The organism is Kitasatospora sp. NPDC127116 (assembly GCF_042677365.1).
In the GTDB taxonomy this organism is placed as follows: Bacteria; Actinomycetota; Actinomycetes; order Streptomycetales; family Streptomycetaceae; genus Kitasatospora; species Kitasatospora lactacystinica.
In genome coordinates this window covers 34,970-60,890 of record NZ_JBHXTL010000024.1, presented here as the reverse complement: position 1 = coordinate 60,890, position 25,921 = coordinate 34,970, and the positions used below count along the sequence as shown (strand labels likewise).

The following is a 25,921-nucleotide window of genomic DNA, read 5'->3' as shown; positions in this document are numbered from 1 at the left end:
CACTCGTACGGGCGAGCGCGGCGCGGCGCGCCAGGCGCGGTCTCGACAGACCACCCGCACGGCGGCAGGCTGACCCCGATCACGGCCGGAGAACGAGGAGTCGAGCATGGCGGGCACGGACACCGGGACCACCGGAGCGGACGGCGGGCGGCAGCGCCCGGTCGTCATCGTCGGGGCGTCCCTGGGCGGCGCGAAGGCGGCCGAGGCGCTGCGCGAGGCCGGGTACCGGGGCGGCATCGTCCTGATCGGCGACGAGCACGAGCGCCCGTACGAGCGGCCGCCGCTGTCCAAGGGCTACCTGCTGGGGAAGACGCCCCGGGAGAAGATCTACGTCCACCCGCCGCAGTGGTACGCGGAGCACGACGTCACGCTGCGCCTGGGCACGGCGGTGGCCTCGATCGACCCGGCCGGGCACACCGTGACGCTCGCCGACGACGGCCGGGTGGAGTACTCCAAGCTGCTGCTGACCACCGGCTCGGTGCCGCGCCGGCTGCCGGTGCCCGGCGCGGACCAGGACGGGGTGCTCTACCTGCGCCGGGTCGAGGACAGCGACCGGATCAAGGCGGCGCTGCGGCCGGGGGCCCGGATCGCGGTGATCGGCGCGGGCTGGATCGGGCTGGAGGTGGCGGCCGCGGCCCGGGAGGCGGGCGCCGAGGTGACGGTGCTGGAGGCGCTCGAACTGCCGCTGCTGCGGGTGCTCGGCCGGGAGGTCGCCCAGGTCTTCGCCGACCTGCACCGGGAGCACGGCGTGGACCTGCGCTTCGGCGTCAAGGTGGCCGAACTGACCGGCGAGGGCGGCACGGTGAACGGCGTGCGGCTCGCGGACGGCACGACGGTGGCCGCCGACGCGGTGGTGGTCGGCATCGGCATCTCCCCCGCCACCGGCCTCGCCGAGGCGGCCGGGCTGGAGATCGACAACGGCGTCAGGACCGACCGGCACCTGCGCACCTCCGACCCGGACGTCTACGCGGCCGGCGACGTCGCCAACGCGTACCACCCGCTGTTCGAGCGGCACATCCGGGTCGAGCACTGGGCCAACGCCCTCAACCAGCCGCAGACCGCCGCCCGCGCCCTGCTCGGGCAGGAGGACGCCGTCTACGACCGCGTTCCCTACTTCTTCACGGACCAGTACGACCTCGGCGCCGAGTACGTCGGCTACGTCGAGCCGGACGGCTACGACCGGGTGGTGTTCCGCGGGGACCCGGCCACCCGCGAGTTCATCGCGTTCTGGATGTCCGGCGGCCGGGTGCTCGCGGGGATGAACGTCAACGTCTGGGACGTCACCGACCCGATCCGCGAACTGGTGCGCTCGGGGCGGGTGGTGGACACCAAGGCGCTGGCCGACCCGAACGTGCCGCTCGGGGACGTGTGACCGATTGGCCGGCGATCACCCCACCGGGACGCCGGGGTTGACCAGGCCCCGGCCCCCGGTGACGGTGTTGCCCGCGCCGATCGTGACCTTGCACGTCGCCGCGTCGTAGTCGGTCACGTCGATCGCGTACCGGTTCGGGCCGGTGGCGCCGGTGAGGTCGGAGCGGTTGCCCCGGAAGACGGTGCCGCAGCCCCAGCCCGGCCGGAGGCTGTGGGTCTGGTAGCCGTCGTCGGTGGTGCGCCGGCCGGTGTTGTTCTCGATGACGTAGTCGTTGCCCTTCACGTCGACCCAGGAGTCGTCGGAGTTGCGCCCGGTGAGGCCGTCGCCGTCGAAGGTGTTGCCGGAGACCAGGCCGCCGGTGGTGCCCTCCTTGAGGTCGACGTTCTCGCCGCCGATGTTCGGGCCGAAGGTGTTACCGGTGATCCGCACGTGGTCGCTGCGGTCGGTCAGGGTGTTGGCGGTGCCGACGTAGACGCCCTCGCCCATGCCGTCCCGGCCGAGGCCGGTGTCGTGGATTCGCGAGTTGCGCAGCGTGCCGTAGGCGCTGGAGTTGCGGAAGTGCACGCCCTCCATGGTGGTGTGGTGGACCGTCACGTCGTCGAGGACCACGTGGTCCGCGGAGTCGGCCATGATGCCCTTCTGGGCGCCGGTGACGGTCAGCCCCTGGACGGTCCAGTAGCTCGCGCCGTCGAGGTGGAGGCCGTAGCCGCCGCCGGTGGGGGTGGTGAGGACGGCCTTCGCCGAGCCGGTGAGGGTGATCGGGGCGGCGGCGGTGCCGGGGGCGGTGGCCTTGAAGTTGCCGGTGTAGGTGCCGTCGGCGAGCTGGATGGTCCGGCCGGGCACGGCGGCGGCGAGCGCGCTCTGGAGCTGCTTGGCGGTGCCGACCTTGACGACGGCCGCGACGGCCGCGGGGGCGGCCGGGTGGGCGGCCACGGCAGCGGGGGCGGCGCAGCCGAGGGTGAGGGCGGTGAGCGCGGCGAGGACGGCGGGGCGCTTGGTCACGGACGGTGCTCCTTGCGGTGGTCGGGGCCGGGCGGGGCGGCGGGCGGCCCGGTGGTGACAGGAACATGTCGTCGCTCAGCGTGGACTGGACCATTCCGGGACGTCAAGAGCGCCCCGGCAGCGTGATACTGGAGCCCTGGGGAGTCTCGGACAGGGAGGCGGCGGTGGGCGGAACGGCCGGGTTCGCCGTGGTGGTGTTCGGTGCGCTGGGCGGCGTGGTCGCCTACCTCGCCGGGGTGGTCGGCCTGCGCGAACTGCGGCGGCTGCGCCGGGTCGGCGTTCCGGTGCGGGCGCTGGTGCGCGAACGCGCCCCGGCACCGGAGGACCGCACGCTGCCGCCGCGACCGCTGCTCCAGTTCGAGACCGAGGACGGCCGGGTGGTCGAGGTCTTCTCGCCCGTCCCCTCCACCGCCCGCCACCCGCTGCCGGACGGCGGCTTCGTCCCGGTCCGCTACGACCCGGCGGACCCGCGGCAGGTGCTGGTGGACGGGCGGGAGCGGGCCGGGCTGGAGTACGGGTTCCTCGCGCTCGGGGTGCTGGTGGTGCTCGGCTCGATCACCCTCGGCGCCGCGGTGCTCTGAACGGTCCGAACGGGGCCGCGCACACGGGCGGGCGGCCCCACACGGGCGGGCGGGCCGCGCAGGGCTCCGCGGGCAGCCCGCCCGGCGTGCTCAGACGGTGGCGGCGGTGGTCGCCGCCACGGTGGCCGCGATGGAGACGGCGGCCATGGTGAGCTGCACGGCCCGGATCGCCTCGCGGACGGACTCGGCCGCCCCGTCACCGGCGGCGATCTCGGCGAAGCGCGGCTCGACCTGCTTGCGGGGCAGCTCGGGGAAGGCCAGCCGGTGCAGCCGGGAGCCGTGCAGCAGGGCCACCAGGGCGGCGGTGCGCAGGTCCGGTTCGGCGCCGTTCAGCACGACCGCGGCCAGCCGCCCGCGCAGCTCCCGCTCCACGCCGCCGTCCGCCTCCGGGTAGCGGCGGACCGGGAAGAGTCCCAGCGCCCGGCGCCGCTCCTCGACCACCAGGCCGCGCTCGCACAGCCGCCCGACCGTGTCGGCGACCGCCGTGGACCGGTCCTTGGTCAGCCAGTCGCCCGCCTTGGCCCTGCCGGAGCGGCGGCCGGCGGCCCACGCGTCGAGCCTGGCCAGCCGGCCGTCCACCAGGGGCTCCCCGGTCGGGGTCCGGTCGGTGACGGTGAGCCGGCCGTCCTCGATCGTGACCCGCCCGGCCAGCACCAGCTCGGCCAGGATGCCGCCCGCGGCCGCCCAGGCGGCGGTGGGGGCGTCCTTCGCCACGCCGGACTCGTCGTCCAGCGACAGCAGCATCAGCTCCTCGGCGAGGGTGACGTGCATCGGGTGTCCCTTCCTCTCTTCTCCGTGTCGCGGTTCACCGACCCGCCGGCGGCTCAGCCGCGCAGGGCTTCGACCAGACGCCGGGCCCGGGTGTCCTCCTCCAGCAACGCCCGGACCAGCCGATCGGTGCCCTGACCTGCGATCTCGGTCAGGTAGGCCTCGACCGCGCGCGGGTCGGCGGGCAGCGTCACCCCACCGGAGTCGAGCGCGGCGTGCGCCCGGGCGTAGTCGAGGCCGAGCCCGGCGAGCAGCTCGCCGGCGCCGTCCTCCGCCGCCAACCCCGGCTCGTGGCGGGCCACTTCGTGCACGGCCAGCAGCGCGAGCAGGACGTGCTCGGTGCCGGGCGTCCGGCGGCCGAGGCGCTCGGCCTGGGCGTCGGCCTCCGGCCGGATCCAGGCCGCCGGGCCGGACGGGCCCGGCTGCAGCAGGCGCTTCCAGCGCGGGGCCCGGTGGCCGCGGCGGGCCAGCAGCGCCTCCCGGGTGGGGTGGAGCAGCGGGTCGAGGTCACCGCCCTGGCGCACGGCACCGTCGAGGCGGTCCAGGACGGCCTGCGGCGCGACGCCGGCCGCGCGCAGCAGCTCGGCGGCGCGGGTCCGGTCGCCGGGCCCGGCGCCGTTCGCGCCGTTCCCGTCGGCGAGCAGGGCGTTCCCGTCGGCGAGCAGGGCGCGCAGCAGGTGTGCGGCCGTGCAGGCGGGTTCGCCGTCCCGGCGGGCGTGCTCCGTCGCCACGGCGAGTGCCCGGGCGGCCGCCCCGCTCAGCGGCCGGCCGTCCGCCCCGACGGCGCCGGGCGCCTCCCGGTCGGGCACGGTGGCGGGCACAGTGGCGGGCCCGTCGTCGGCCGCCCAGCGCCCCTCCCGCTCCCGGACCAGGGCGCGCAGGGTGTCAGCCCCCGCCCCGGCCGCGGCGAGGGCCGCACCGGCGGGGCCCGTCTCCCCGGCCACGGCGACCAGGAGGTGCTCCGTCCCCAGCGGCCCGTCCCCCGGCCCGCCGAGCGCGTGCCAGTCCGGCTCCAGCATGGTCGTGTCCATCGGCCCCTCCCACGACTGCGGCTTTGCTCGAACTATATTCCCGCTTTTCCTTCTCTTGGGAATTTTCCGCACGTCAAGAACGCGTCAGGACGGCACCTGCGCAAGAACGCGGAAGACCGGGCGCCCCGGCGTTGTTGCCACCTGGTGCCATCGTGAGAACCACGCCCGCGAGAGGGGTGAGCACCATGGCCGACACGCTCCCCGGGCCGGGCCCGGCCCCCGAGGCACAGGCCCCGCTGGACGCCTACTCCCTGATCGTCACCACCGTGGCCGCCACCCTGACCCCGCGGGTCGCCGCGCTGCAGGTCCCCCGGCGCGGCCGGGGCGGCTGGTTCAGCACGGCGCTGGGCTCCGCCGTGGTCTTCACCGAGGACGGGTTCCTGCTCACCAACGCCCATGTCGTCGGCCACGCCGACGCCGGGACGCTCGCCTTCGCGGACGGCACCACCGCCCCGTTCCACACCATCGGCGCCGACCCGCTCTCCGACCTCGCCGTGCTGCGCGCCGACGGGCCGACCCCGAAGCCGGTGGCACTCGGCGAGGCGACCGGCCTGCGGGTCGGACAGCTGGTCGTCGCCGTCGGCAACCCGCTGGGGCTGGCCGGGACGGTCACGGCGGGCGTGGTCAGCGCGCTCGGCCGCTCGATCCCGGCCCGCTCCGGCAGCACCGCGCGGGTGATCGACAACGTGATCCAGACCGACGCCGCACTCAACCCGGGCAACTCCGGCGGCGCGCTGGCCACCGCGAACGGCGAGGTCGTCGGCATCACCACGGCGGTGGCCGGGAACGGGCTCGGCCTGGCCGTCCCGATCGACGCCACCAGCCGCCGGATCGTCGCCGCCCTGCTCGCCGACGGCCGGATCCGCCGCGCCTACCTCGGCCTCGCCGGAGTGCCCGCGCCCCTGTCGCCCGCCCTGCGCCACCGCACCGGGCAGCCCACCGGCCTGCGGATCGTCGAGGTGGTGCCCGGCGCGCCCGCCGACCGCGCCGGGCTGCACGAGGGCGACCTGCTGCTCACCGCCGCCGACGAGCCGATGGGCAGCGCCCAGGCCCTCCAGCGCCTGATGCTGGCCGACGCCATCGGCCGCCCGCTGCCGCTGACCGTCCTGCGCGGCGAGGCCCTGGTCGACGTGCTCGCCGTCCCGACGGAGCTGCCCGTCGACGACTGACCGCGGCCCCGGACCCGGGCGGGAGCGGGGGCCGCGGCGACGGTGGGCACTACACGCGGGCCGCACGCCGCATCACCCAGAGCGCCGGCCCGCCCTCCGGCAGCCGGACCTCCTCCAGCACCTCGAAGCCGAAGTGTCCGTAGACCGCCAGGTTCTCCTCCGTGGAGGACTCCAGGTAGACGGGCAGCCCGTCCGCGTCGGCCTTGGCCAGTCCGGAGCGCAGCAGGGCGCCGCCCTGCCCCCGGCCCCGGGCGACCGGGTCGGCGCCGATGACCGCCAGGTACCAGTAGGGCTCCTGCGGCAGGTTGGCGGCGGCCGCCCCGACGGAGCGCCGGAACGGTTCGGCCCGGTCGCCGAGGAGCCCCGCCAGCTCCCGGAGCGTCTCCTCGTCCGGGAGCACCTTGTCCTGCGCCTGCGGCGGCATCCAGAACGCGGCCGCGTCCGAGGTCCGCTCGCACACGCCGTGCCGGCCGAACTGCCGGGTGAACAGCGTGGTGAACTAGCCGCCCAGCCCCGCCTGCCGGGTGGCCCGGTCGGGGAAGAACCAGCACATCACCGGGTCGTCGGCGAAGGCCAGGGCCAGTAGTCGGCTGACGGCCGAAGCGTCGTCGGGGGTCGCCGGCCGCGGCACGTTGGTCATCTGCATACGGACATCGTGCGCGCCCTTATCCCCGTCGTGGCGGCGAGGGTCGGTGGCACGGAAATCCGTTGGCACGGAAATCCGTTGGCGCCCGTGCGACCGGTGTGGTTACGCTGACGCCGTTCCGTACCGATCGACCCGGGCCACCGCCCGACCGGAGAGGGTGTCTTGATGTCCCGCCTCGCGCCGAGTGCGCCTCGCCGCGCCGGCTGACGACCACCGCCCGACGAACCGTCGAGGCCACTCGGCCCGCTCTTGCTGCCATCGCAGAAACCCCTCAGCAAGGAGCACCCCGGGTGTCCAGCACCTCCAGCACGCCCCCCGTTCTGAAGACCTCCACCTTCGCCTGCACCTGGTGCGGTCTGACCGTCTCCACCCGTGCCGCCGACGGCACGCGGCGCAACCACTGCCCGTCCTGCCTGCATTCACGGCACGTCCTCGACCACGTCGAGGGCGGTCCCAGCGAGTGCCTGGGCCGGATGTCGCCGATCGCCATCGCCGTGCTGCGCACCGGGGACTGGACGGTCGTCCACCGGTGCGTGCGCTGCGACGAGCTGACGTCCACGCCCGTCCGCACGGACGACAACCAGCTCGTCCTGATGCGGATGGCCGTCCGGCCGCTCGCCCAACCGCCGTTCCCGCTCGAAGCGTTCGGCACCCTCTGAACCGCGCGGAGAAGAGGGAGCAGCGAACCGTGCCACGACACAAGAACACCGGCGGCCGGGGCCGGCGGGAACGCCGCCCGCAGCGGTACAAGGACGTCCTGCACGGACGGGGCGGCCACCGGGCGCACGCCTTCCGCTGCGTGGACTGCCGGTTGGACGTCCCGGTGGACGCCCCCGGCAGCGCCCACCGCAACCACTGCCCGAACTGCCTGGCCAGCCGTCATGTCGACGGCCGGACACCGGGTGACCGGGCGGCCGACTGCGGCGGCCGGATGACCGCGCTGAGCCTGTCGGTCCGCGCCGACGGCGAGTGGATGATCATCCACCAGTGCCTGTCCTGCGGCGAGTTGAGCGCCAATCGGATCGCCGGGGACGACAACGCCCTGACCCTGGTCCGGCTCGCCCTCAGGCCCCTGCGGGACACCACCCTGGCCCACCGCACCCTGCTCACCCTGTAGGCGCGCGCCCCGCGACGGTCCGTCCGAACGGGCGGACCGTCGCGGGCGGCGCCTCAGCGCGGGCCGTCGAGGCGCGGCGGGAACGCCCCTACGGTGCGGCGCGGAAGGGCGGCGGACAGCGCCGCCAGCAGCGCGGCGGCGGTGAACAGCGCGTAGTGCCCGGCCTCCGGCCCGGGGCCCGCCCAGCCGAGTTCGCCGTGGCGGTGTTCGGAGAAGGCGTTGTGGCAGAGCCAGGCGGCCAGGCCGATCAGCGGTGCGTCCACCGGCCGGGAACGACGGCCGACCAGGGCGCACAGCGCCAGGTGGGCGAGGTACGGCAGCGGGCCGGCGCGCAGTTCACCGACGGCACCGAGGGCGAGCGCCAGAGCGCCGCCGGCGAGCAGCGCGACGGCGCCGGAGGTGCCGTCCGGGAACCGGTCGAGCACCGGGCGGCAGCGCCGCCCGCCGGGCCGGGCCGAGTACATCCGCACCGCGGACTACCGCTGCATCGAGGCGAGTTCGCGCTCGGTGGCGACCGGCAGGTGCCATCGGGTGCGCCGGTGCAGGGCCTCCGGGTCGTGCAGCAGCTCGGGCACCGGGACGGTCAGCACCGGACAGCCCGCCCGCCGGGCGCAGTGGCCGGGCACCGATCGCCGCAGCCGGCGGTGCAGCGGGCCGCCGCTGCGCCCGAGGACCAGCAGGTCGTCCGGGCGGTCGGCGATGTGCAGCAGGGCCGGTCCGGTCTCGCCGCGGACCACGACCGGGCTCAGCGGCACGCCGGGGTCGGCGCCGCCGAAGGCCTCGTCGAGGGCGTCCCGCAGCCGCCGTTCGGCGGCCTCCCGGACGGCGGCGAGCAGCGGCGGGCAGGGCGAGCGCCGGTAGCCGTGTTCGCCGCCGGGCGGCTCCCAGGCGAGCACCGGCACCAGGACGGCGCCGCGGTCGCGGGCCTCGGCGACGCCGCGGTGCAGGGCGGCCAGGCTTCCCAGCGACCCGCTGACCCCGACCACCACCCTGGGGGCGGCCTTCGAACTCCCGTTGCCGTGCATGATCCGTCCTCGTGTGGTCGTGTTCGCCGTCGTCCTCCACCCAACCGCCGCGACGGGGCTGACCTGCTCTCCTTGACGGCTTCCTGACGTTCCGGCCGGTGTTCCCAACGCGCTCCATACGCGGCCCGCCGGGTGTCCGGACCGTCCGGATCGTCCGGGCCTCACCCGTTCGGCGTACTCAACAGGCGAGGGTCACCGCCGGATGGGTGGATGGAGACGGCCCGCCGGGATGCGGCATGCCCGACGGGCGGTTCTGTCGAACGTTCTAGGGAGCACGGGCTTGTACTACAGCAGCGGCAACTACGAGGCGTTCGCCCGGCCGAGGAAGCCCGAGGGGGCCGAGCGCAAGCGGGCGTGGTTCGTGGGGTCGGGGCTCGCGGCGCTGGCCGGGGCGGCCTTCCTGGTCCGGGACGGGCAGGTGCCCGGCGAGCGGATCACGATCCTGGAGCGGCTCAAGCTGGCCGGCGGCGCGCTGGACGGGATCGAGGTGCCCGAGAAGGGCTTCGTGGTCCGCGGCGGGCGCGAGCTGGAGGACCACATGGAGTGCCTGTGGGACCTCTTCCGCTCGGTGCCCTCGCTGGAGATCGAGGGCGCGTCCGTGCTGGACGAGTTCTACTGGCTCAACAAGGACGACCCGAACTTCTCCCTCCAGCGGGTCACCGAGCGCCGCGGCCAGGACGCCCGCACCGACGGCCTGTTCGCACTCGACGACAAGGCCCAGAAGGACCTGGTCCGGGTCTTCCTCGCGACCCGCGAGGAGCTGGAGGGCAAGCGGATCGACGAGGTCTTCTCGCGGCACTTCCTGGACAGCGACTTCTGGCTGTACTGGCGGACCATGTTCGCCTTCGAGGAGTGGCACGGCGCCCTGGAGATGAAGCTCTACCTGCACCGCTTCATCCACCACATCGGCGGCCTGCCGGACCTGTCCGCGCTGAAGTTCACCAAGTACAACCAGTACGAGTCGATGGTCCTGCCGCTGACCCACTGGCTGATGGACCAGGGCGTCCGGTTCCGGTACGAGGTCGAGGTCACCGACATCGACTCCGACGTCTCCCCCGCCACCCGGGACGCCCCCGGCCGCAAGCAGGCCACCCGGATCCGCTGGCGGGAGGCCGGCCGGGAGGGCGGGGTGGACCTCGGCCCGGACGACCTGGTGTTCACCACCATCGGCTCGCTCACCGAGAACTCCGACGACGGCGACCAGCACACCCCGGCCCGGCTGGACGAGGGCCCGGCCCCGGCCTGGGACCTGTGGCGCCGGATCGCCGCCAAGGACCCGGCCTTCGGCCGCCCCGAGGTGTTCTGCGGCAACATCGCCGAGAGCAAGTGGGAGTCGGCGACCGTCACCACCCTGGACCCGCGCATCCCGCACTACATCCAGAAGGTCGCCAAGCGCGACCCGTTCAGCGGCGGCGTGGTCACCGGCGGCATCGTGACCGCCCGGGACTCCTCCTGGCTGCTGAGCTGGACGGTCAACCGCCAGCCGCACTTCAAGCAGCAGCCCGCCGACCGGATCGTGGTCTGGGTCTACTCGCTGTTCGTCGACCGCCCGGGCGACTTCGTGCGCAAGCCCATGCAGGCGTGCACCGGCGAGGAGATCACCCAGGAGTGGCTGTACCACCTGGGCGTGCCGGTCGGCGAGATCCCCGACCTGGCCGCGAACGCCGCCCGCTGCGTGCCGGTGATGATGCCGTACGTGACGTCGTTCTTCCTGCCCCGGCACGCGGGCGACCGGCCGGACGTGGTGCCCGAGGGCGCCGTCAACTTCGCCTTCATCGGCCAGTTCGCGGAGACCACCCGGGACTGCGTCTTCACCACCGAGTACTCGGTGCGCACCGGCATGGAGGCCGTCTACCGGCTGCTCGACGTCGAGCGCGGCGTGCCCGAGGTGTTCAACTCCACCTACGACGTGCGCAAGCTGCTCGCCGCCACCACCCGGCTCCGCGACGGCGCCGAACTCGACCTGCCCGGGCCGGAGTTCCTGCGCAAGCGGCTGCTGCGGCGGCTGGAGGCCACCGAGATCGGCGAGCTGATGCAGGAGTTCGGCCTGATCGAGGACGAGCGGAGGTAGCCGACGAGCGGGGGGGGTAGCCGACGAGCGGGGGTGGCCGCGGGCGGGGAGCACCGCCCGCGGCCAGTGGCAGTGGCAGTGACAGTGGCACAAGACATGGATGGTGCTATCGTCAGTAGCACTATGTTGCTGAAGCTGGACATCGGGGACACCCGACCGCTGCACGAACAGGTCGCCGGCGCGATCAGACGGGCCGTCGCCGAGGGCGAGTGCGCCCCCGGGGACAAGCTGCCCCCGGCGCGGGAGCTCTCCCGGGCGCTGGGGGTGAACACCAACACCGTCCTGCGCGGGCTGCGGACGCTGCGCGACGAGGGGGTGCTGGAGTTCCGCCGGGGCCGCGGCATCACGATCGCGACCGGCGCCGACACCCGCTCCGAACTGGTGGACCGCGTACGGCAGTTGGTCGAGGACGCGGCCCGGTTCGGCTACAGCAGGAACGATCTCGTGGACATGATCAGGGGGATGTCGTGACGGACGACGGCACAACGAAGGAAGCGACCACGGCGGAACGACCGGCGGCTCGCGGTGCCCTCTGGGCCGCGGCGGCCTGGTCCGTCGGCGTGCTGGCACTGCTGGTCGCCCTGCCGCTGGTGGCGCGCCACCGGCTGCCGGACCCGCTGGCCACCCACTGGGGCGGGCGGGAGCCGAACGGCTCGATGTCGCTGACGGCGGCCGCGCTGTTCCCGGCCGCGTTCTGGGCGGTCCTGGTGCTCACCTCGGTGGCCGTGCGGCGGTACTGGGCCGACCGGTCGCCCGGGGCGGCGGCGGCCACGCTGGCGGCCGGCGGGGTGCTGCTGACGGGGGCGCAGACCTCGATCGTGCACGCCAACCTCGACCGCGCCCGCTGGCAGGACGCCGCACCGATGGGCGTCGAGGTGGTCCTGATCCTGCTGGCCACCGGCCTCGCCGGGCTGCTGGCCCTGCTGGCCGGCCGCCGCTTCGGCGGCCGGCCCGAGCGGCTCCCGGCGGCCGGGGCGGATCCGCTGGAGATGCCCGCGGGCGAGCGGTTCGTCTGGCTCTCCCGGGCCGCCAACCCGTGGCTGCAGCTGGCCGCCGCGGTGTTCGCGCTGGTGACGGTGGCGGGAGTGCTGGCCGCCGCGAGCGGGGTCGCCGAGCTGGACTGGGCGCTGGTGGTGCCGTTCGCCGTCGTCTCCCTCGCGTGCCTCGCCTGCTCCTCGGTGCGGGCGCGGGTGACCGCCGGCGGCCTGACCGTCGGATTCGGCCCGTTCGGCCGGCCCGTGCGCCACTGGTCCCCCGCCGAGCTCGAATCCGCCCGCGCCGAGCAGCGCACCGCCGCGCAGGCGGGCGGCTGGGGCTACCGGATGAACCGGCTCGGCACCACCGTGATGCTGCGCGGGGGCGTCTGCCTGGTGGTCCGCACCCGTCAGGGCACGGACTTCGCGGTCAGCGTCGACGACGCCGAGCGCGGGGCCGCCCTGCTCAACGCGCTGATCGCGCGCACCGGGCAGCCGGCCGGCTGAACCGTCCCGGCGGAGGCGAAGGGGCGGTTCGGCCACCACGGCCGGACCGCCCCACCGCTTCCACTGCTCGCACGGCTCGCACCGCTCGCACCGCTTCCGCCGCCGTCAGGACTCCCCCGCGCGCAGTTCGGTGGCGATCTGCCGCCGTCCCGCGACCAGCGTCTCCAGCACCACCCCGAGGCAGGCCACGAGCGCCAGTCCCGCCGTGGGCAGCAGCACCGGCAGCACCGCCGGGCCCATGCCGTCGCCGGCCTCGGCGCCGATCAGGGTGGAGAGGTCGAAGGCCGGCCCGAGCAGGACGGCCGCCACCGCCGCGACCACCGCACCGCCGACGGCCGCCGCCAGCGTCCGCGGCAGTGCCTCGGCGACGATCAGCGCCAGCCCCTGACGGGGTCGCAGGCCCATGGTGCGCAGCCGGGCGAGCACCGCCGTCCGGTCGGGCGCGGCGCGCAGCAGCGTCAGCAGGACCGCGAGGACGGCGAATCCGGCACTGGCGGGCGCCGCGTACCAGAACAGCCGCCCGGCGGCCTGCTGCAGCGGGTCGGCGGCGAGCTGCGCGGCGTACTCGCGGCTGCTGCCCACCGCGTAGGCGGGCGGCAGCCCGTGGTCGCCCTTGCCGTCCGCCGCGGCGTTCTCCGAGATGAGCTTGGCGAGGCCGGTCGGCTCGACCAGGCCGCGTTCCAGGAGGAGCGATCTGATCCGCCCGGGGTCGAGGCCGTCGCCCACGGCCAGCCACCCGGTCCACCGGCCGAGCTCCGGCAGGCGTTCCACCGCCGGACCGCTGGGCACCACGACGAAGGGCAGGGCCGGCTCCGGCAGCGCCGGCGTCGCGGTGACGATCCCGGCGACGGTGGTGCGCAGCTCGCTCGCGGTGGACAGGTGCACCGTCGGCGCGCCGGCGCCCAGCCGCGCGGCCAGGTCGCTGCTGAACAGCGCGGGCACCGGGGTGTGCGGGCCGCCGGGGGTGCCGGCGAGCTTCGCCGGGTCGAACCCGCCGGCCCCGAGGGTGCGGGCGATCTCGGCGTACGCGGTCGGCTCGGCGACCACCAGGGTCACCTTGGTGTAGTTGTTCGCGTCGGCGCCGACGAACAGCGCCCGGGGGTCCACCCGGACCGCCGTCGCGCCCCGGGTCTGCGGAAGGTCGCCCGCGGCCTTGAGGAACGGTTCCGGCAGGGTCGCGTAGCCCGGGACGGAGACGGCGACGTCGCCGCCGGTCGCGAGGCGCGCGGCGCTCAGCCTGCCGCGGTCCACCGCGTCGAGCAGGGTGGCGCCGAAGCCGGTCGCGGTGACGGCGATCAGCAGGGCGAGCAGCGGCAGCGCGGAGGGCCGGCGCCGGCCGGAGTGGTCGCGGGAGGCCCGGGAGAGGCCGAGGAAGCCGATCAGGCCGCGGCCCCGGCGGGCCAGGGCGGCCAGTCGGCCGATCACCACGGGCTCGATCCGTGCCAGCAGCAGCCCGCCGGCGACGGCGAGCAGCAGCGGCGCGGCCACCAGCAGCGGATCCGCTCCCCGGCCGGGGTGGCCGACGCCGCGCCGGCGGACCTCGGCCACCGCCACCGCGGTGACGGCCAACAGCGCGACTTCGCCGATCAGCCGGCGCCACGGCCCGGTCCGCCGGGGGTGCGTCCGGAGCAGGGCGGCGCGCACCGGGAAGGCGAGCAGGGCGAACAGGGTGGCGACCAGGCCGGCCGCCACCGCGAAGCCCCACCGGGGTGTGGGCAGCAGCACCAGGGCGAGCACCGCTCCGAGTACCGCGGCGGGCAGGACCGTCACCGCGCTCTCGCCGAGCAGCCGCAGCAGCACCCCGCCGCGCGAGCAGCCACGGGCCCGGAGCAGCCGCAGTTCGGCGGCGCGCCGGTCGGTGCCGAGCGCGGCGGCCAGGCAGAGCACCACGGCGGCGACGCCCGCGACGCCGGCCGGGCCGACCGCGCCCAGCGCCATCGCCGCCCGGTAGCGCTCGGCCGCCCAGGTGAGGACCACGGGCAGCGTCGAGACGACCCGCAGGTCGGCGCGCCCGGTCGCGGTGACCAGGGCGTCGGCCTCCGGCCCGGCCAGCAGGGGCGCGACGGCGGCGCGGGTCCGTTCCAGCCGGTCGGCGCGCAGCGGGGCGGGGTCGACGGAGACCCGCCAGAAGTTCTGGACGGACGGGCTCCAGGCGGTCAGCGCGCCCACGCTGCCGTCGTCGACGAAGCCGGTGACCTCCTGCCAGTTGCCGTGCTCCGCGTCGAGCCCCAGGCAGGGGCGGTTCGGGCAGCCGATGCCGACCCAGAACGGGTCCGACGGGTCGTTCTGCCGGTAGATGCCGGTCACCACGGTGGTCCGTCGGCTGTCGGGGCCGCTGCTGCCGTTGTCGAGGACGTCTCCGACCTTGATGCCGATCGCCTCGGCGGCCTCCCGGCTCACCACCGTCGGCACCGGGGCGCCGGCCGCGGCGGGGCCGGGCCAGCCGCCCTCGGTCAGGGTGACCCGGTCGGCGAGGCCCTGCAGCCGGATCAGCAGGATCCTGGGCGGGATGTCCTGGCTCACCCGGTGGTAGCCCGGGTTGTACACCGGGTTGGTCTCGGTCCTGGTGCCGTGCGCCAGGCGGTCCGGTGCCAGCGCCACCGTCGCGCCGACGCGCGCCACGATGTCCCGGTCGACGGCGTCGAGGGCGGCGGCGGTGTCGGTCGGGCGGGCCTTGGAGGCGAAGTGCAGGCTGGTCGCGTGGATGCCCTTCTGGCGCACGAAGTCCCGCAGCGCCGCGTCCGCGTTCCGGTCCGTGACGCGGGGGACGGCCACGGCCAGCAGGACGGTGACGAAGGCGAGGGCGGCCGTCAGCAGGGCCGCCGAGGGGCTGGCGCGCAGCCGGGTGCGGACCCAGCGGGCCGGACGGAGGGCGGTCCCGGCGGGGTCGGCCTTGGTGGTCACGGTTCCTCCACGAGGCGCAGCGGGACGGCGGCCGCCGATCGGCCGGGGTGGACACGGCGCACGGCGGCGCACGGGTCACCGGTGCGCGGGGCTCCGGCGACCGGACAGCGGACGATGCTGTCAGATCCGATCGCCGATCGGAAGGGAATCGCACGAATCAATTCCCGCTCGGTCGGTGAGGATTGGGCTGGTGGCAGCCGCCTTCCCGGTTCTCCGCGGGGGAGTTGAACCGGTGGAGCCGTCACGGCCGTGGTGGATGGTGACCCGAGGTTCTCCGGACGGTCATTGAGGGCGTAAACCGCTCAAATCGGTGGTGCTTCGAACGCCGATGCGGGTACACAAGGTGACGGTCGCTCAGGTGTGTGGCGGCGCCCGTCCGACGCCGCCCCACCCCGTCCCCCGCGACCGGAGGAACAGCGGGCCGAGGAGCCCGTGGAAAGGCAAGGAGGCGTCCGTGACGCACGACTCGCGCACGCAGAACTCCCCCGGTGTCCGGCGGAGCATCCAGGACGTTCGAACCATCGCGATCCTTCGCCTCGGCGTCGGCCTGATCGGCGTCCTGCTGCCGCCGGCCCTGCCGTTCGGCAACTGGCTGGCCGCCGAGGTGACGGGGCGCGGCACCGACGACTTCTGGCCGGGCTCGATGAGCGCCGCCTACTACACCGACACCCGGAACCTCTTCGTCGGCGGACTGTGCGCCCTCGGGGTGTTCCTGATCTGCTACCGCTTCGACCGCCGGGACGACCGCTGGAGCACGGCCGCCGGGTTCTTCGCGGTCGGGGTCGCGCTGTGCCCGACGGCCCCGGCGGGCGCCTCCGGCCTCCAGCGCACGGTCGGAGTGTTCCACCTCGTCTTCGCCGGCCTGCTGTTCGTCATGCTGGCGATGTTCTGCCTCCACTCCTTCCGCAATCCCCGCTCCACCCAGCCGGCCCGGGTGAGCACGGCCTACCTGGTGGCCGGGGTGGTGATCCTGGTCGCCCTGGCGCTCTCCGTCCTGGCCGGGGTGACGGGCCTCGGCTCGGGCTGGTCGGTACGGCCGCTGTACCTGTGCGAGTGGCTGGCGACGTGGGCCTTCGGCATCGCGTGGACAGGCGCCGCACTCGAACTGGCGGCGCACGGCCGGGGCGACGCCGGGTCCGCCGCCGTCCCCCGTCAGCCGGGCGCCGCCGCGCTCGACCCGGAGCACCCGGAGGCGCGGGCCTGAGACACCCGGAGGCGCGGGCCCGAAGCGCCCGGAGGCACGGGCCTGAGGGCCCGTCATTCCGCCGCACCGGTCGACCGTTACCATGCGCACCATGGGCCGCCACCTCGGCGGTCGCTGACGGACGCCCAGCAGCGGGAGAACGAGCATGGCGAACGAGATCCGGGCGGAGCGCGGTCCGCACGAGGATTACCCATCGGTGGACCTGCGGATGGACGTTCCGCACTCCGCCCGGGTCTACGACTACCTCATCGGCGGCAAGACCAACTTCGAGGCGGACCGGGTCGCGGCGCACGCCTCGGTGCAGGCCTGGCCGTCGCTGCCGATCTCGATGCGCACCACCCGCGACTTCATGCAGCGCTCGGTGCGCCGACTCGCCGAGCAGTACGGCGTGCGGCAGTTCCTGGACGTCGGCACCGGCATCCCGACCTCGCCGAACCTGCACGAGATCGCCCAGGCGATCGCCCCCGAGGCCCGGGTCGGGTACGTGGACAACGACCCGATCGTGCTGACCCACGCGCGGGCCCTGATGGACAGCACGCCCGAGGGCCGCACCTGTTACGTGGACGCCGACTTCCGCGACCCGGAGTCGATCGTCAACAACCCCCGGCTGCGCGAGGTGCTCGACTTCTCGCAGCCGGTGGCGCTGTCGCTGATCGCGATCGTCCACTTCGTGCTGGACGAGGACGACCCGCAGGGCATCGTGCGCCGCTTCATGGACGCCCTGGCCCCCGGCAGCTTCCTCGCCCTGACGGTCTTCACGGGTGACACCGACCCGGTGGGCGTGGGTGGCGTCGGCCGCGAGTACAACGCGCGCGGCATCCCGCTCCAGATCCGCGACAAGGCCGAGGCCGAGGCGTTCTTCGAGGGCTACGAGCTGCTCGACCCGGGCGTCACGCTGGTGCACAACTGGCGGCCGGACGCCGACGCCCCGCCCGTCCGCGACCGGGACATCGCGATGTACGCGGGCGTGGCGGTCAAGCGCTGAGCCCCGGCTCCTCGTGATCGAGTGCCGAATCGTTTCTGCGATGGGCCCGGCCGACCGGCCGGGCCCGTTCCAGCAGGACCGTTGAAGGCAAGCCCGTTAGAGCAGGCCCGTTCCAGCAGGACCGTTCAAGCGGATACGGAGACCAGGCCCGCCTCGTAGGCCAGGATGACCAGCTGCACCCGGTCCCGGGCGTCGAGCTTGGCCAGCAGCCGTGTCATGTAGGTCTTGACGGTCGCGATGCTGAGCACCAGTTCGGCGGCGATCTCGGTGTTGGACAGACCCCGGCCGACCAGGGTGAGGATCTCCCGCTCGCGCCCGGTGATCGCCGCCAGCCGCTCGGCCGCCACCGCAGCGGCGGCGGGGGCGTGCCCACCGCCCCCGGGCCACTGCGGGCGGCCGGCGATGAACGCCCCGATCAGCCGCCGGGTGACGCCCGGCGCGATCAGCGCGTCCCCGGCGGCGACCACCCGCACCGCCCCGAGGATGTCGTCCAGCGCCATGTCCTTGACCAGGAAGCCGGACGCCCCCGCGTGCAGCGCCGCGTACACGTGCTCGTCCTCGTCGAAGGTGGTGAGCACCACCACCCGGGTCGGCCCGCCGTCGGCGGTCACCAGCCGGGTGGCCTCGATGCCGTCCATGCCTGGCATCCGGATGTCCATCACCACGACGTCCGGCCGCAGTTCGGCGGCCAGCCGGACGGCCTCCGCCCCGGTGCCCGCCTCACCCACCACCTCGACGTCGTCCGTCTCCGCGATCACCATCTCCAGCGCGGCGCGCACCAACGGCTGGTCGTCCACCAGCACCACCCGGATCACGCGCCCGCCCCCTCGACCGGGACCGGCCCGGGAACCGACACCGATACCGGCACCGGCAGCCGGGCGGCCACCCGGAAGCCGCCGCCGGGCAGCGGCCCGGCCTCGAACTCCCCGCGCAGCAGGACGGCCCGCTCCCGCAGCCCGGCCAGCCCGAACCCGGCCCCGGGCGCCCGGCCCCGGCCCCGCCCCCGGTCGGTGACCTCGACGGACAGCTCCCCCGCCGTGCGGTGGTCCACCGCCACCACGCAGGCGTCCACGTCCGCGTGCCGCACCACGTTGGTGACGGATTCCTGGACGATCCGGAAGGCCGCCAGGTCGACCTCCGGCGGCAGCGGCCCCGGCTCGCCGTGCCGCCGGACCTCCACCCGCACCCCCGCCGCCGTGGTCGCCCCGGCCAGCCGGTCGAGGTCGGCCAGGCCCTGCGACAGCGTCGCCGAGGCCTCGCCGTCGGCCCGCCGCAGCGCGACCAGCATCCGGCGCAGCGCGGCCAGGGTCTCCCGCCCGGCGGCCTCGATCTCGCCCAGCGCCTGCGCGGCCCGCTCCGGCCGACGGTCGATCACCCGGCGGGCCGCACCGGCCTGGAGGGCGACGATGCCGAGGCTGTGCGCGACGGTGTCGTGCATCTCGCGGGCGATCCGCAGCCGTTCGGCGGTGACCGCCTCCTCGGCCGCCCGGGCGCTGAGCGCCTCGGCGTGCTCCCGGTTCTGCCGCACCGAACGGCCGACCAGCCAGGCGACCAGCGCGAGCAGCGCGGCGCCGTCGGCCGAGCCGATGTGGGTGCCGGTGAAGATGCCCACCGTGCTGCCGCGCACCAGGCCGATGTGCAGCACCAGGAAGACCATGACCAGCGCGAACGCGGCCCGGGAGCTGCGCCGGGGCCGGTCGGCGGTGATCAGGCAGAGCGCGGTGTCCACGGCCAGCAGCGCACCGGGCGGCACCTGGGCGCCGCCGGCCCAGCCGTCGGTCTCGGTGAACGCGGCGACCAGCAGCAGGGCGACCGAGAGCACCGGCAGCCGCCGCACCAGCGCCGCGCCCGTGAAGGCGAGCACCGTGTCGGCCAGGGTGAACGCCCAGCCGCCGTGCGCGGCGGCGCCGGGGTGCTGCGCGGCGGCGCCGCCGAGCCGTACGGCGGGGTAGCCGGCGGCCGCGCACCAGGCGAGACCGACCCAGACCTCGGACGGGACGCGCCGGAACAGCGGCGGGGAGGGGGTCGTGGACATGGTTCGAGATCGTAGCGACGGCCGCCGCCCGCCGTCATCCAGCCCTGGTTGTACGACCGCGGGTGACCTGCGGTGTCGACGCCGGTCCGATGCGCCCGGCCGGTTCCCCCGGGCACCGTGGACCCCATGATCGAAGTTACCGAACTGACGAAGCGCTACGGCCGCGGCCGGCACGTCCGCACCGCCGTCGACCGCCTCTCCTTCACCGTCCGGCCGGGCCTGGTCACCGGCTTCCTCGGGCCCAACGGCGCGGGCAAGTCCACCACGCTGCGGATGATCCTGGGCCTCAGCACCCCCACCGCGGGCACCGCCACCGTGGCCGGCGTGCCCTTCGCCGACCGGCCGCGCGGACTGCGGCACGCCGGTGCGCTGCTCGACGCGGGCGACGCGCACGGCGGGCGCACCGGCCGGGCCCACCTGCGGGCGCTGGCCCGCGCCAACGCGATCCCGGCCGCGCGGGTCGATCAGGTGCTGGAGGAGGTCGGGCTCGCCGCGGCGGCCGGGCGCCGGATCGGCGGCTACTCGCTGGGGATGCGCCAGCGCCTGGGCATCGCCGGCGCGCTGCTCGGCGACCCGCCGGTGCTGCTGTTCGACGAGCCGCTGAACGGGCTCGACCCGGAGGGCGTGCTCTGGGTCCGCGGGCTGTTCCGGCGGCTCGCGGACGAGGGCCGCACGGTCTTCGTCTCCAGCCACATGATGGCCGAGATGGAGCACACCGCCGACCACCTGGTGGTGATCGGACGCGGGCGGCTGCTCGCCGACGAGAGCCTCACCGGGTTCGCCGCCCGGGCCGGCCGGGCCGCCGTCACCGTCCGGTCCGCCGAACCCGACCGGCTGGCGGCCGTGTTGACGGCGGCGGGCGCGGCCGTGCGGCCCGGCCCGGACGGCACCCTCGCGGTGAGCGGCCTGGACGCCACCCGGATCGGTGAACTCGCCCTGGAACAGCGCCTGTTGCTGCACGCCCTGACCACCCGGGGCGCCTCCCTGGAGGAGGCGTTCATGGACCTGACCGCCGACAGCGTCGAATACCTCGCCGGAGAGCCCCGATGAACACCCTGCCCACCCGCACCGCCGCCCTGCCCACCCGCACCGCCATCGAGCCCACCGGCGCCGCCACCGAGCCGCGCGCCCGCTTCGGCGACCTGCTGGCCGCCGAGTGGATCAAGTTCTGGTCACTGCGCTCGATCCCCTGGGTGCTCGGCCTCGGCGCCCTGGCGAGCATCGCCGCCAACCTCAAGTCCGCGGTGTACACCCGCGACCACTGGACGCCGGGCGAGGGCGATCCGGCGGTCATGGCGCAGACCGCGCTGAACGACGCCTTCAACGTCGTCTCCGCCGACATCCTGATGCTGGTCGCGGGCGGCCTCGGTGCGATCGTCATCGCGGGCGAGTACGCGACCGGGCTGATCCGCACCACCCTGGCGGCCGTGCCCGACCGCCGGGCGGTGATCCTCGCCAAGGCCTGCGTGCTGGCCGCCGTGCTGTTCGGCTACGGGGTGCTCACCGTCGGCGTCTCCTTCGGCGGGAGCCAGGCGATCCTGGCCGGGACCGGCATCGGACATTCCGTCACCGACCCGGCCGCGCTGCGGTACGTCGCGGCGGCGGTGCTGTTCGGCCCGGTCTGCGCCCTGGTCGGGCTCGGCCTCGGCACTCTGATCCGGCACAGCGCGGGTGCCGTGGTGGGGACCGTCGTGGTGCTGTTCTTCCTCCCCTCGCTGGTCACCGAGCGCTACCGCTGGAGCGCCGACCTGCTGCACGCCCTGCCGATGCCCGCTTGGCAGCGGCTGGCCCGGACCACCCTGGCGGGAATGCGCCCGTCCGAGTACCCGGCCACCGTCACGGGCGCCTGGGTCACCTTCGCGGTGTGGTCGCTGGCCTCGGTGGCGGTCGCCGCGGCCGCGGTCCGCCGCCGGGACCACTGACGGCCGGGAGGGCGCCCGGAGCGGAAGGCCCGCAGCGGATGGGCCCGCAGTGGAGAGCCCCGCACCGGATGGGCCCGCAGTGGAGGGCCCCGCACCGGAAGGCCCCGAGCGGAGGCGCTCAGAACGCCGCGATGCTCCCCGGCGCCCGCTCGGCCCGGCTGAGCGCCCGCAGCACCGCCGCCCGGCCGTGCCGCCGGGCGGCCAGCCGGGTCAGCAGGACGACGACGGACTCGAAGGCCTCCGGCGGGAGTTCGGGGCCCGGCACTCCGACGCTGACCGCCAGGTCGTCGCCGTGGACGGCCAGTTCCATCGTCCGGGTGGCCAGCAGGTCGTCCAGGGTGAGCGACCACGGGCCCCAGAACGGCAGCCGGACCGGCCGGGTGCCGTCCGCCGCCGCGAGCGTGCCCGCGAGCTCCGGCAGCACGGCGGCCAGCCGGCGGTGCAGCGCGGCCGGACCGTCGGCCGCGAAGGCCTCGCTGCCCTGCCGGATCCGCACGTTGGCGTCCGCGTCGAGCGCGGCGCCGACCCAGGCCGAGCGGGCGTAGTGCTCCAGCAGGCCGACCACCGGCTCGGCCGGCACGGCGGCGGCCAGCAGCTCCGGCAGGCAGAGGACCTGGTAGGCCAGGTGCCCGGCCAGCCCGCCGACGCTCCACCGCGCCAGCGCGCTCGGCCGCTGCCAGGCCCGGGCCACCTCCGGGCGGCGCAGGAGTTCCTCGGCCGTACCGGCGGCGGCCAGGAAGTCCCTCCGGGCGCCCGTCACGGCCCGTTCCCCACCCGCGGCCCGGCGGCCCGGAAGCCGCCCCGGCCCGAGGCCATGTCGGCGACCGCCACCAGCAGCGCCGTCAGCACCAGGCCGGCCGCCACCGTCACGCCCAGCTGGAAGGCCAGCGCCCAGTCCGGGCGGGGGCCGGCCGCGTGGGCGAAGAACACCGAGCCGACGACGGCGATGCCCACCGCCGAGCCGACCCGCTGCGCGGTCTGCATCACCCCGCCCGCGCTGCCCGCCCGGGCCACCGGCACCTGCTGGAGGGTCAGCGTCTGGTTCGGGGCGATCACCAGCCCGCTGCCCACCCCGGCGACCAGCAGCGGCAGCGCCGTCGTCCAGCCCACCCGGGGCCCCGACCACAGCTGCACCGCCAGCGCCGAGGCCAGCAGCCCGGCCAGCACCAGCACCAGTCCGGCCACCACCAGCCGCCGCCCCAGCCGGCTCACCAGGCGCCCGCCCACCGCCGCGGACACCCCCGAGCCGACCGCGAACGGCGTGATCGCCAGGCCCGCCGTCAGCGCCGAGTAGTGCAGGCCCGCCTGGAGGTAGAGCGTGAAGATGAAGAAGATCGCGGTGAACCCGGCGAAGTACACCAGCGACAGCAGCGTGCCCGCCGCGTACGGCCGCACCGCGAACAGCGCCATGCTCACCAGCGGTTCGCGCCGCCGCCCGTAGTGCAGTTCCCAGCCGACGAAGGCCGCGAGCAGCACCGCCGCCAGCGGCAGCAGCAGCCAGCGGGCCGAGCCGTGCCACTGCTGCGCCTGGACGAACGGCAGCAGCAGCGCGACCGTCCCGGCGCCGAGCAGCAGCACACCGACGGGGTCGAAGTCCCGGTGCCCGGCCCGCTGGTCGGCGGGCGGGGGCGCCGGGAGCAGCCGGCGGGCGATCGGCAGCACGGCGACGCCGATCGGCAGGTTGACCAGGAACACCCAGCGCCAGCCGTCCTGCGGGCCGACCAGGTGGATCAGCAGCCCGCCGAGCAGCGGCCCCACCGCGGTGGACAGTCCGATGGTGGCGCCGAGCGCGCCGAAGGCCCGGCCGCGCTCGGCGCCCTGGAACAGCACCTGGATGAAGCCGGACACCTGCGGCACCAGCACCCCGCCGGCCGCGCCCTGGAACAGCCGGGCCAGCACCAGCCACTCCTGGCTCTGCGCCGCCCCTGCGAGCGCGCTGGCCACCGTGAACAGTGCCAGCCCGGCGAGGAAGACGGCCCGTCGGCTGCGCGCGTCGCCGAGCCGCCCGGCGGGCACCAGAACCAGGCCGAAGGCCAGCGCGTAGCCGCTGAGCACCCACTGCAGACCGCTGTCGGACATGTGCAGCCCGGCCCGTACCGTCGGCAGGGCGACGTTGACGATGCTGACGTCCAGCAGGGTCATGAAGCCGGCGACCAGGCAGACGGCGAGCGCCCGCCAGCGCCGGGTGGCGGCCCGGGCGCCCACGGCGGTGGCGCCGGGCCGGGGCGGGTGCACGCTGCTGCGCGGGGGGTCGGCGTTCATGGGGAGCCTCTTCCCGGGGCCGGGGCGTCCGGGTCGGTGGATGATCGCCGGTCGGCTTCGTTCGGCCCGTCGTCGGTCGGCTTCGGTCGGCCTCGGTCGGCTTCGTTCGGCCCATCGTCGCCCGGGCCTCCCGGGGCCGCCACCCGGGCCACCGCCCGGGCCTGCACTCGGGGCTGCACTCGGACCTGCGCTCGGGGCGCCGCCCGAGTCGCCGCCCGTCCTCACCCGAACGGCCGAACCGGATCGCGACCGCCGCCCTCACCCCGGAGGCTGACGGCATGACCGTCGCCACCGAGACCCCGCCCTCCGCCCCTCCGGTGCTGGACGTCCGGCAGCGGAACGTCGTCTTCGCCACCATCGTGCTCGGCATGCTGCTGGCCGCCCTCGACCAGACCATCGTCGGCACCGCCCTGCCCACCATCGTCGCGGACCTCGGCGGGGCCGCGCACATGTCCTGGGTGGTGACGTCCTACCTGCTGGCCGAGACGGTGGCCACCGTGCTGGCCGGCAAGTTCGGCGACCTGTACGGGCGCAAGCTGCTGTTCCAGGCCTCGGCGATCGTCTTCGTCGGCGGCTCGTTCCTGTGCGGCCTGGCCACCGACATGACCCTGCTGATCGCCTGGCGCGCCGTGCAGGGCTTCGGCGCGGGCGGCCTGATGGTCACCTCCATGGCGCTGATCGCGGACGTCATCCCGCTGCGCGAGCGCGGCAAGTACCAGGGCGCGATCGGTGCGGTGTTCGGCGTGGCCACGGTGATCGGGCCGCTGCTGGGCGGGCTGTTCACCGACCACCTGTCCTGGCGCTGGGCGTTCTACGTCAACGTGCCGATCGCGGTCGTGGTGGTGGCCCTGGCCGCCCGGACCATCCCCTCGGTCCGCTCGGCGACCCGCCCGGTCGTCGACTACCTGGGCATCGTGCTGGTCGCGGTCGGCGCCGGCGCGCTGATCCTGGCGACCAGTTGGGGCGGCAACCAGTACGCCTGGAGCTCCGGGGTGATCATCGGCCTGTTCGTCGGCGGCGCGCTGGCGCTCGGCCTGTTCTGCTGGGTGGAGACCCGGGCCGTCGAACCGATGCTGCCGATGCGGCTGTTCCGCAACCCGGTGTTCACGGTCTGCTCGGTGCTCAGCTTCATCGTCGGCTTCGCCATGCTCGGCGCGCTGACCTTCCTGCCGACCTTCCTCCAGTACGTGGACGGCGACTCGGCGACCGTCTCCGGCGTGCGGACGCTGCCGATGGTGATCGGTCTGCTGATCGCCTCGATCGCCAGCGGCAACGCGGTCAGCAAGACCGGGAAGTACCGGGTGTTCCCGATCGTCGGCACGGCGGTGATGGCGCTCGGCCTCTACCTGCTGTCCCGGCTGGAGCCCGACACCGGATCCGCGCTGGCCTCGCTCTACATGTTCGTGCTCGGCGTCGGCATCGGGCTGAGCATGCAGGTGCTCACCATCGCCGTGCAGAACACCGTCGACTACGCCGACCTCGGCACCGCCACCTCCGGGGTGACCTTCTTCCGCACCATCGGCAGCTCCTTCGGCACCGCGGTGTTCGGCACCATCTACGCCAACAGCCTGCAGACCGAACTCGCCGACGGGATCGCCACCGCCGCCCGGCTGACCGGCGCCGACCCGGCCGTGCTCAGCCAGGCCGCGCAGAGCCCCCAGGGCCTGCACCAGCTGCCCGCCGACCAGGCCGCGCCGATCGTCCAGGCCTACTCCGACGCCCTGCACACCGTGTACCTGTGGACCATCCCGGTGGCCGTCATCGGCTTCGTGGTGTCCCTCTTCCTCAAACAGGTGCAGCTGCGCGACACCGCCCGGGCGGGCTCCACCGACATGGGCGAGGCCTTCGCCCAGCCGACCACCGCCGACTCCGACCCGCACCTGGAGTACTCGGTCTGCCGGATCGTGCGCGGGGTGGACCTCGACGCCGTCCGGACGATCGTCGCCGGCGCCGGCGCCCGGGTGGACCTGGCCGGGGCCTGGGCGCTGATGGAGGTGGCCGGCCACACCAGGGCCGTCGGCCACGCCTCGCTCGACCTCATCGCCGCCCGCAAGCGGGTGCCGCCCGAGGTGCTGGAGCCGGTCTTCGACCGGATGGCCGCCGAGGGCTACCTCCTGCGCGAGGGCGACGCCCTCTCCCCCACCGAGGCCGGCACCCACGAGGTCCGCACCCTCGCCCACGCCTGGTCCGACTGGCTCAACGCCCGCCTCGACGCCGACGCAGGCCGCCCCCGCAGTCCCCAACTGCGCGCCGCCGCCGACGCCATCGCCTGGCGCCTCCTGGTCGAGGACCTCGCCAACGGCCTCCCCGCCCACGCCCGCCCCAAGGACGACGCGAAGGTCTAGC

Annotated in this window: 23 protein-coding genes and 1 pseudogene; 13 read left to right on the top strand and 11 right to left on the bottom strand. The window is 75.2% G+C overall.

Translation table 11 applies throughout. The annotated features are described in order from the left end of the window. Positions 1–106: 106 nt before the first annotated feature. The gene (locus tag ACFVHV_RS12860; RefSeq protein WP_380351132.1) at positions 107–1,372 is read left to right on the top strand and encodes an NAD(P)/FAD-dependent oxidoreductase; all 1,266 of its coding nucleotides are present in this window, start codon (positions 107–109) and stop codon (positions 1,370–1,372) included. 15 nt (positions 1,373–1,387) lie between these two features. On the opposite strand, the gene ACFVHV_RS12855 is transcribed toward ACFVHV_RS12860, so the two are convergent. Beyond that, complete coding sequence (locus ACFVHV_RS12855) at positions 1,388–2,374, bottom strand: right-handed parallel beta-helix repeat-containing protein (protein ID WP_380351130.1); 987 nt, start codon at positions 2,372–2,374, stop codon at positions 1,388–1,390. 65 nt (positions 2,375–2,439) lie between these two features. On the opposite strand from ACFVHV_RS12855, the gene ACFVHV_RS12850 reads away from it, so the two are divergent. Beyond that, positions 2,440–2,955, top strand: coding sequence for a DUF3592 domain-containing protein (locus ACFVHV_RS12850; protein ID WP_380351128.1), 516 nt, complete (start codon positions 2,440–2,442; stop codon positions 2,953–2,955). Between the two features lie 90 nt (positions 2,956–3,045). Here the strand turns inward: ACFVHV_RS12850 and ACFVHV_RS12845 are convergent, their stop codons facing one another. Together ACFVHV_RS12845 and ACFVHV_RS12840 are read right to left on the bottom strand one after the other, a co-directional pair. Then, entirely contained in the window at positions 3,046–3,726 is a 681-nt protein-coding gene (locus tag ACFVHV_RS12845) for a GPP34 family phosphoprotein (RefSeq protein ID WP_380351126.1), read from the bottom strand. A 53-nt stretch (positions 3,727–3,779) separates the two neighbouring features. Then, complete coding sequence (locus tag ACFVHV_RS12840; protein ID WP_380351124.1) at positions 3,780–4,754, bottom strand: Clp protease N-terminal domain-containing protein; 975 nt, start codon at positions 4,752–4,754, stop codon at positions 3,780–3,782. A 185-nt stretch (positions 4,755–4,939) separates the two neighbouring features. Between ACFVHV_RS12840 and ACFVHV_RS12835 the strand changes: the two genes are divergently transcribed. Then, positions 4,940–5,923: a S1C family serine protease gene (locus ACFVHV_RS12835; RefSeq protein WP_380351123.1), complete on the top strand. Its 984-nt coding sequence runs from the start codon at positions 4,940–4,942 to the stop codon at positions 5,921–5,923. Positions 5,924–5,972: 49 nt separating this feature from the next. Here the strand turns inward: ACFVHV_RS12835 and ACFVHV_RS12830 are convergent. Further along, a pseudogene (locus ACFVHV_RS12830) lies at positions 5,973–6,569 on the bottom strand (GNAT family N-acetyltransferase). Positions 6,570–6,859: 290 nt separating this feature from the next. Between ACFVHV_RS12830 and ACFVHV_RS12825 the strand changes: the two are divergent. Next, entirely contained in the window at positions 6,860–7,228 is a 369-nt protein-coding gene (locus tag ACFVHV_RS12825) for an RNHCP domain-containing protein (protein WP_359900307.1), read from the top strand. Between the two features lie 29 nt (positions 7,229–7,257). After that, on the top strand, positions 7,258–7,686 hold the full coding sequence (locus ACFVHV_RS12820) for an RNHCP domain-containing protein (protein ID WP_380351121.1): 429 nt from the start codon (positions 7,258–7,260) through the stop codon (positions 7,684–7,686). A gap of 53 nt (positions 7,687–7,739) precedes the next feature. Here ACFVHV_RS12820 and ACFVHV_RS12815 read toward each other — a convergent pair whose 3' ends face one another. Then, positions 7,740–8,156 (bottom strand): hypothetical protein, encoded by a 417-nt coding sequence (locus ACFVHV_RS12815; protein WP_359900304.1) that lies wholly within the window; start codon positions 8,154–8,156, stop codon positions 7,740–7,742. A gap of 6 nt (positions 8,157–8,162) precedes the next feature. Further along, entirely contained in the window at positions 8,163–8,711 is a 549-nt protein-coding gene (locus ACFVHV_RS12810; protein ID WP_380351119.1) for a universal stress protein, read from the bottom strand. A 280-nt stretch (positions 8,712–8,991) separates the two neighbouring features. On the opposite strand from ACFVHV_RS12810, the gene ACFVHV_RS12805 reads away from it, so the two are divergent. The 3 genes from ACFVHV_RS12805 (at position 8,992) to ACFVHV_RS12795 (ending at position 12,263) form a co-directional block, all read left to right on the top strand. After that, complete coding sequence (locus tag ACFVHV_RS12805) at positions 8,992–10,782, top strand: oleate hydratase (RefSeq protein ID WP_380351117.1); 1,791 nt, start codon at positions 8,992–8,994, stop codon at positions 10,780–10,782. Between the two features lie 123 nt (positions 10,783–10,905). Continuing rightward, positions 10,906–11,253, top strand: a complete 348-nt coding sequence (locus tag ACFVHV_RS12800) for a GntR family transcriptional regulator (RefSeq protein ID WP_359900298.1) — start codon at positions 10,906–10,908, stop codon at positions 11,251–11,253. After that, positions 11,250–12,263 carry a DUF1648 domain-containing protein gene (locus ACFVHV_RS12795; protein WP_380351115.1) on the top strand — a complete coding sequence of 338 codons (1,014 nt, stop codon included), beginning with the start codon at positions 11,250–11,252 and terminating at the stop codon, positions 12,261–12,263. The genes ACFVHV_RS12800 and ACFVHV_RS12795 overlap by 4 nt, the downstream gene beginning before the upstream one ends. A gap of 105 nt (positions 12,264–12,368) precedes the next feature. Here ACFVHV_RS12795 and ACFVHV_RS12790 read toward each other — a convergent pair whose 3' ends face one another. Continuing rightward, positions 12,369–15,167: a hypothetical protein gene (locus ACFVHV_RS12790; RefSeq protein WP_380351113.1), complete on the bottom strand. Its 2,799-nt coding sequence runs from the start codon at positions 15,165–15,167 to the stop codon at positions 12,369–12,371. Positions 15,168–15,621: 454 nt separating this feature from the next. On the opposite strand from ACFVHV_RS12790, the gene ACFVHV_RS12785 reads away from it, so the two are divergent. Both ACFVHV_RS12785 and ACFVHV_RS12780 read left to right on the top strand, forming a co-directional pair. Further along, a complete protein-coding gene (locus ACFVHV_RS12785) occupies positions 15,622–16,371 on the top strand; it encodes a hypothetical protein (RefSeq protein WP_359900292.1) in 750 nt (249 codons plus the stop codon). A gap of 145 nt (positions 16,372–16,516) precedes the next feature. After that, positions 16,517–17,356 (top strand): SAM-dependent methyltransferase, encoded by an 840-nt coding sequence (locus tag ACFVHV_RS12780; protein ID WP_380351111.1) that lies wholly within the window; start codon positions 16,517–16,519, stop codon positions 17,354–17,356. A 125-nt stretch (positions 17,357–17,481) separates the two neighbouring features. Here ACFVHV_RS12780 and ACFVHV_RS12775 read toward each other — a convergent pair whose 3' ends face one another. Further along, the gene (locus ACFVHV_RS12775) at positions 17,482–18,117 is read right to left on the bottom strand and encodes a response regulator (protein ID WP_380351156.1); all 636 of its coding nucleotides are present in this window, start codon (positions 18,115–18,117) and stop codon (positions 17,482–17,484) included. Positions 18,118–18,167: 50 nt separating this feature from the next. Next, positions 18,168–19,391, bottom strand: a complete 1,224-nt coding sequence (locus ACFVHV_RS12770) for a sensor histidine kinase (protein WP_380351110.1) — start codon at positions 19,389–19,391, stop codon at positions 18,168–18,170. A 126-nt stretch (positions 19,392–19,517) separates the two neighbouring features. Here ACFVHV_RS12770 and ACFVHV_RS12765 point away from each other — a divergent pair, with 126 nt between their 5' ends. After that, complete coding sequence (locus ACFVHV_RS12765) at positions 19,518–20,441, top strand: ATP-binding cassette domain-containing protein (protein WP_380351108.1); 924 nt, start codon at positions 19,518–19,520, stop codon at positions 20,439–20,441. Beyond that, complete coding sequence (locus ACFVHV_RS12760; protein ID WP_380351106.1) at positions 20,438–21,313, top strand: ABC transporter permease subunit; 876 nt, start codon at positions 20,438–20,440, stop codon at positions 21,311–21,313. The genes ACFVHV_RS12765 and ACFVHV_RS12760 overlap by 4 nt, the downstream gene beginning before the upstream one ends. 118 nt (positions 21,314–21,431) lie before the next feature. Here ACFVHV_RS12760 and ACFVHV_RS12755 read toward each other — a convergent pair whose 3' ends face one another. After that, a complete protein-coding gene (locus tag ACFVHV_RS12755; protein ID WP_359900280.1) occupies positions 21,432–22,073 on the bottom strand; it encodes a maleylpyruvate isomerase N-terminal domain-containing protein in 642 nt (213 codons plus the stop codon). Further along, on the bottom strand, positions 22,070–23,575 hold the full coding sequence (locus ACFVHV_RS12750; protein ID WP_380351104.1) for an MFS transporter: 1,506 nt from the start codon (positions 23,573–23,575) through the stop codon (positions 22,070–22,072). Before ACFVHV_RS12750 ends, ACFVHV_RS12755 begins: the two co-directional genes overlap by 4 nt. Positions 23,576–23,853: 278 nt before the next feature. On the opposite strand from ACFVHV_RS12750, the gene ACFVHV_RS12745 reads away from it, so the two are divergent. Then, entirely contained in the window at positions 23,854–25,920 is a 2,067-nt protein-coding gene (locus tag ACFVHV_RS12745) for an MDR family MFS transporter (protein ID WP_359900276.1), read from the top strand. The last annotated feature ends 1 nt before the right edge of the window (position 25,921 follow it).

What these genes read in the sequence shown, in the direction of transcription:
- ACFVHV_RS12860 (WP_380351132.1), top strand. Translation starts at nt 107, where the DNA reads ATGGCGGGCACGGACACCGGGACCACCGGAGCGGACGGCGGGCGGCAG.
- ACFVHV_RS12850 (WP_380351128.1), top strand. Translation starts at nt 2,440, where the DNA reads ATGTCGTCGCTCAGCGTGGACTGGACCATTCCGGGACGTCAAGAGCGC.
- ACFVHV_RS12845 (WP_380351126.1), bottom strand. Translation starts at nt 3,726, where the DNA reads ATGCACGTCACCCTCGCCGAGGAGCTGATGCTGCTGTCGCTGGACGAC.
- ACFVHV_RS12840 (WP_380351124.1), bottom strand. Translation starts at nt 4,754, where the DNA reads ATGGACACGACCATGCTGGAGCCGGACTGGCACGCGCTCGGCGGGCCG.
- ACFVHV_RS12835 (WP_380351123.1), top strand. Translation starts at nt 4,940, where the DNA reads ATGGCCGACACGCTCCCCGGGCCGGGCCCGGCCCCCGAGGCACAGGCC.
- ACFVHV_RS12810 (WP_380351119.1), bottom strand. Translation starts at nt 8,711, where the DNA reads ATGCACGGCAACGGGAGTTCGAAGGCCGCCCCCAGGGTGGTGGTCGGG.
- ACFVHV_RS12800 (WP_359900298.1), top strand. Translation starts at nt 10,906, where the DNA reads ATGTTGCTGAAGCTGGACATCGGGGACACCCGACCGCTGCACGAACAG.
- ACFVHV_RS12780 (WP_380351111.1), top strand. Translation starts at nt 16,517, where the DNA reads ATGGCGAACGAGATCCGGGCGGAGCGCGGTCCGCACGAGGATTACCCA.
- ACFVHV_RS12775 (WP_380351156.1), bottom strand. Translation starts at nt 18,117, where the DNA reads ATGGTGATCGCGGAGACGGACGACGTCGAGGTGGTGGGTGAGGCGGGC.
- ACFVHV_RS12770 (WP_380351110.1), bottom strand. Translation starts at nt 19,391, where the DNA reads ATGTCCACGACCCCCTCCCCGCCGCTGTTCCGGCGCGTCCCGTCCGAG.
- ACFVHV_RS12765 (WP_380351108.1), top strand. Translation starts at nt 19,518, where the DNA reads ATGATCGAAGTTACCGAACTGACGAAGCGCTACGGCCGCGGCCGGCAC.
- ACFVHV_RS12760 (WP_380351106.1), top strand. Translation starts at nt 20,438, where the DNA reads ATGAACACCCTGCCCACCCGCACCGCCGCCCTGCCCACCCGCACCGCC.
- ACFVHV_RS12750 (WP_380351104.1), bottom strand. Translation starts at nt 23,575, where the DNA reads ATGAACGCCGACCCCCCGCGCAGCAGCGTGCACCCGCCCCGGCCCGGC.
- ACFVHV_RS12745 (WP_359900276.1), top strand. Translation starts at nt 23,854, where the DNA reads ATGACCGTCGCCACCGAGACCCCGCCCTCCGCCCCTCCGGTGCTGGAC.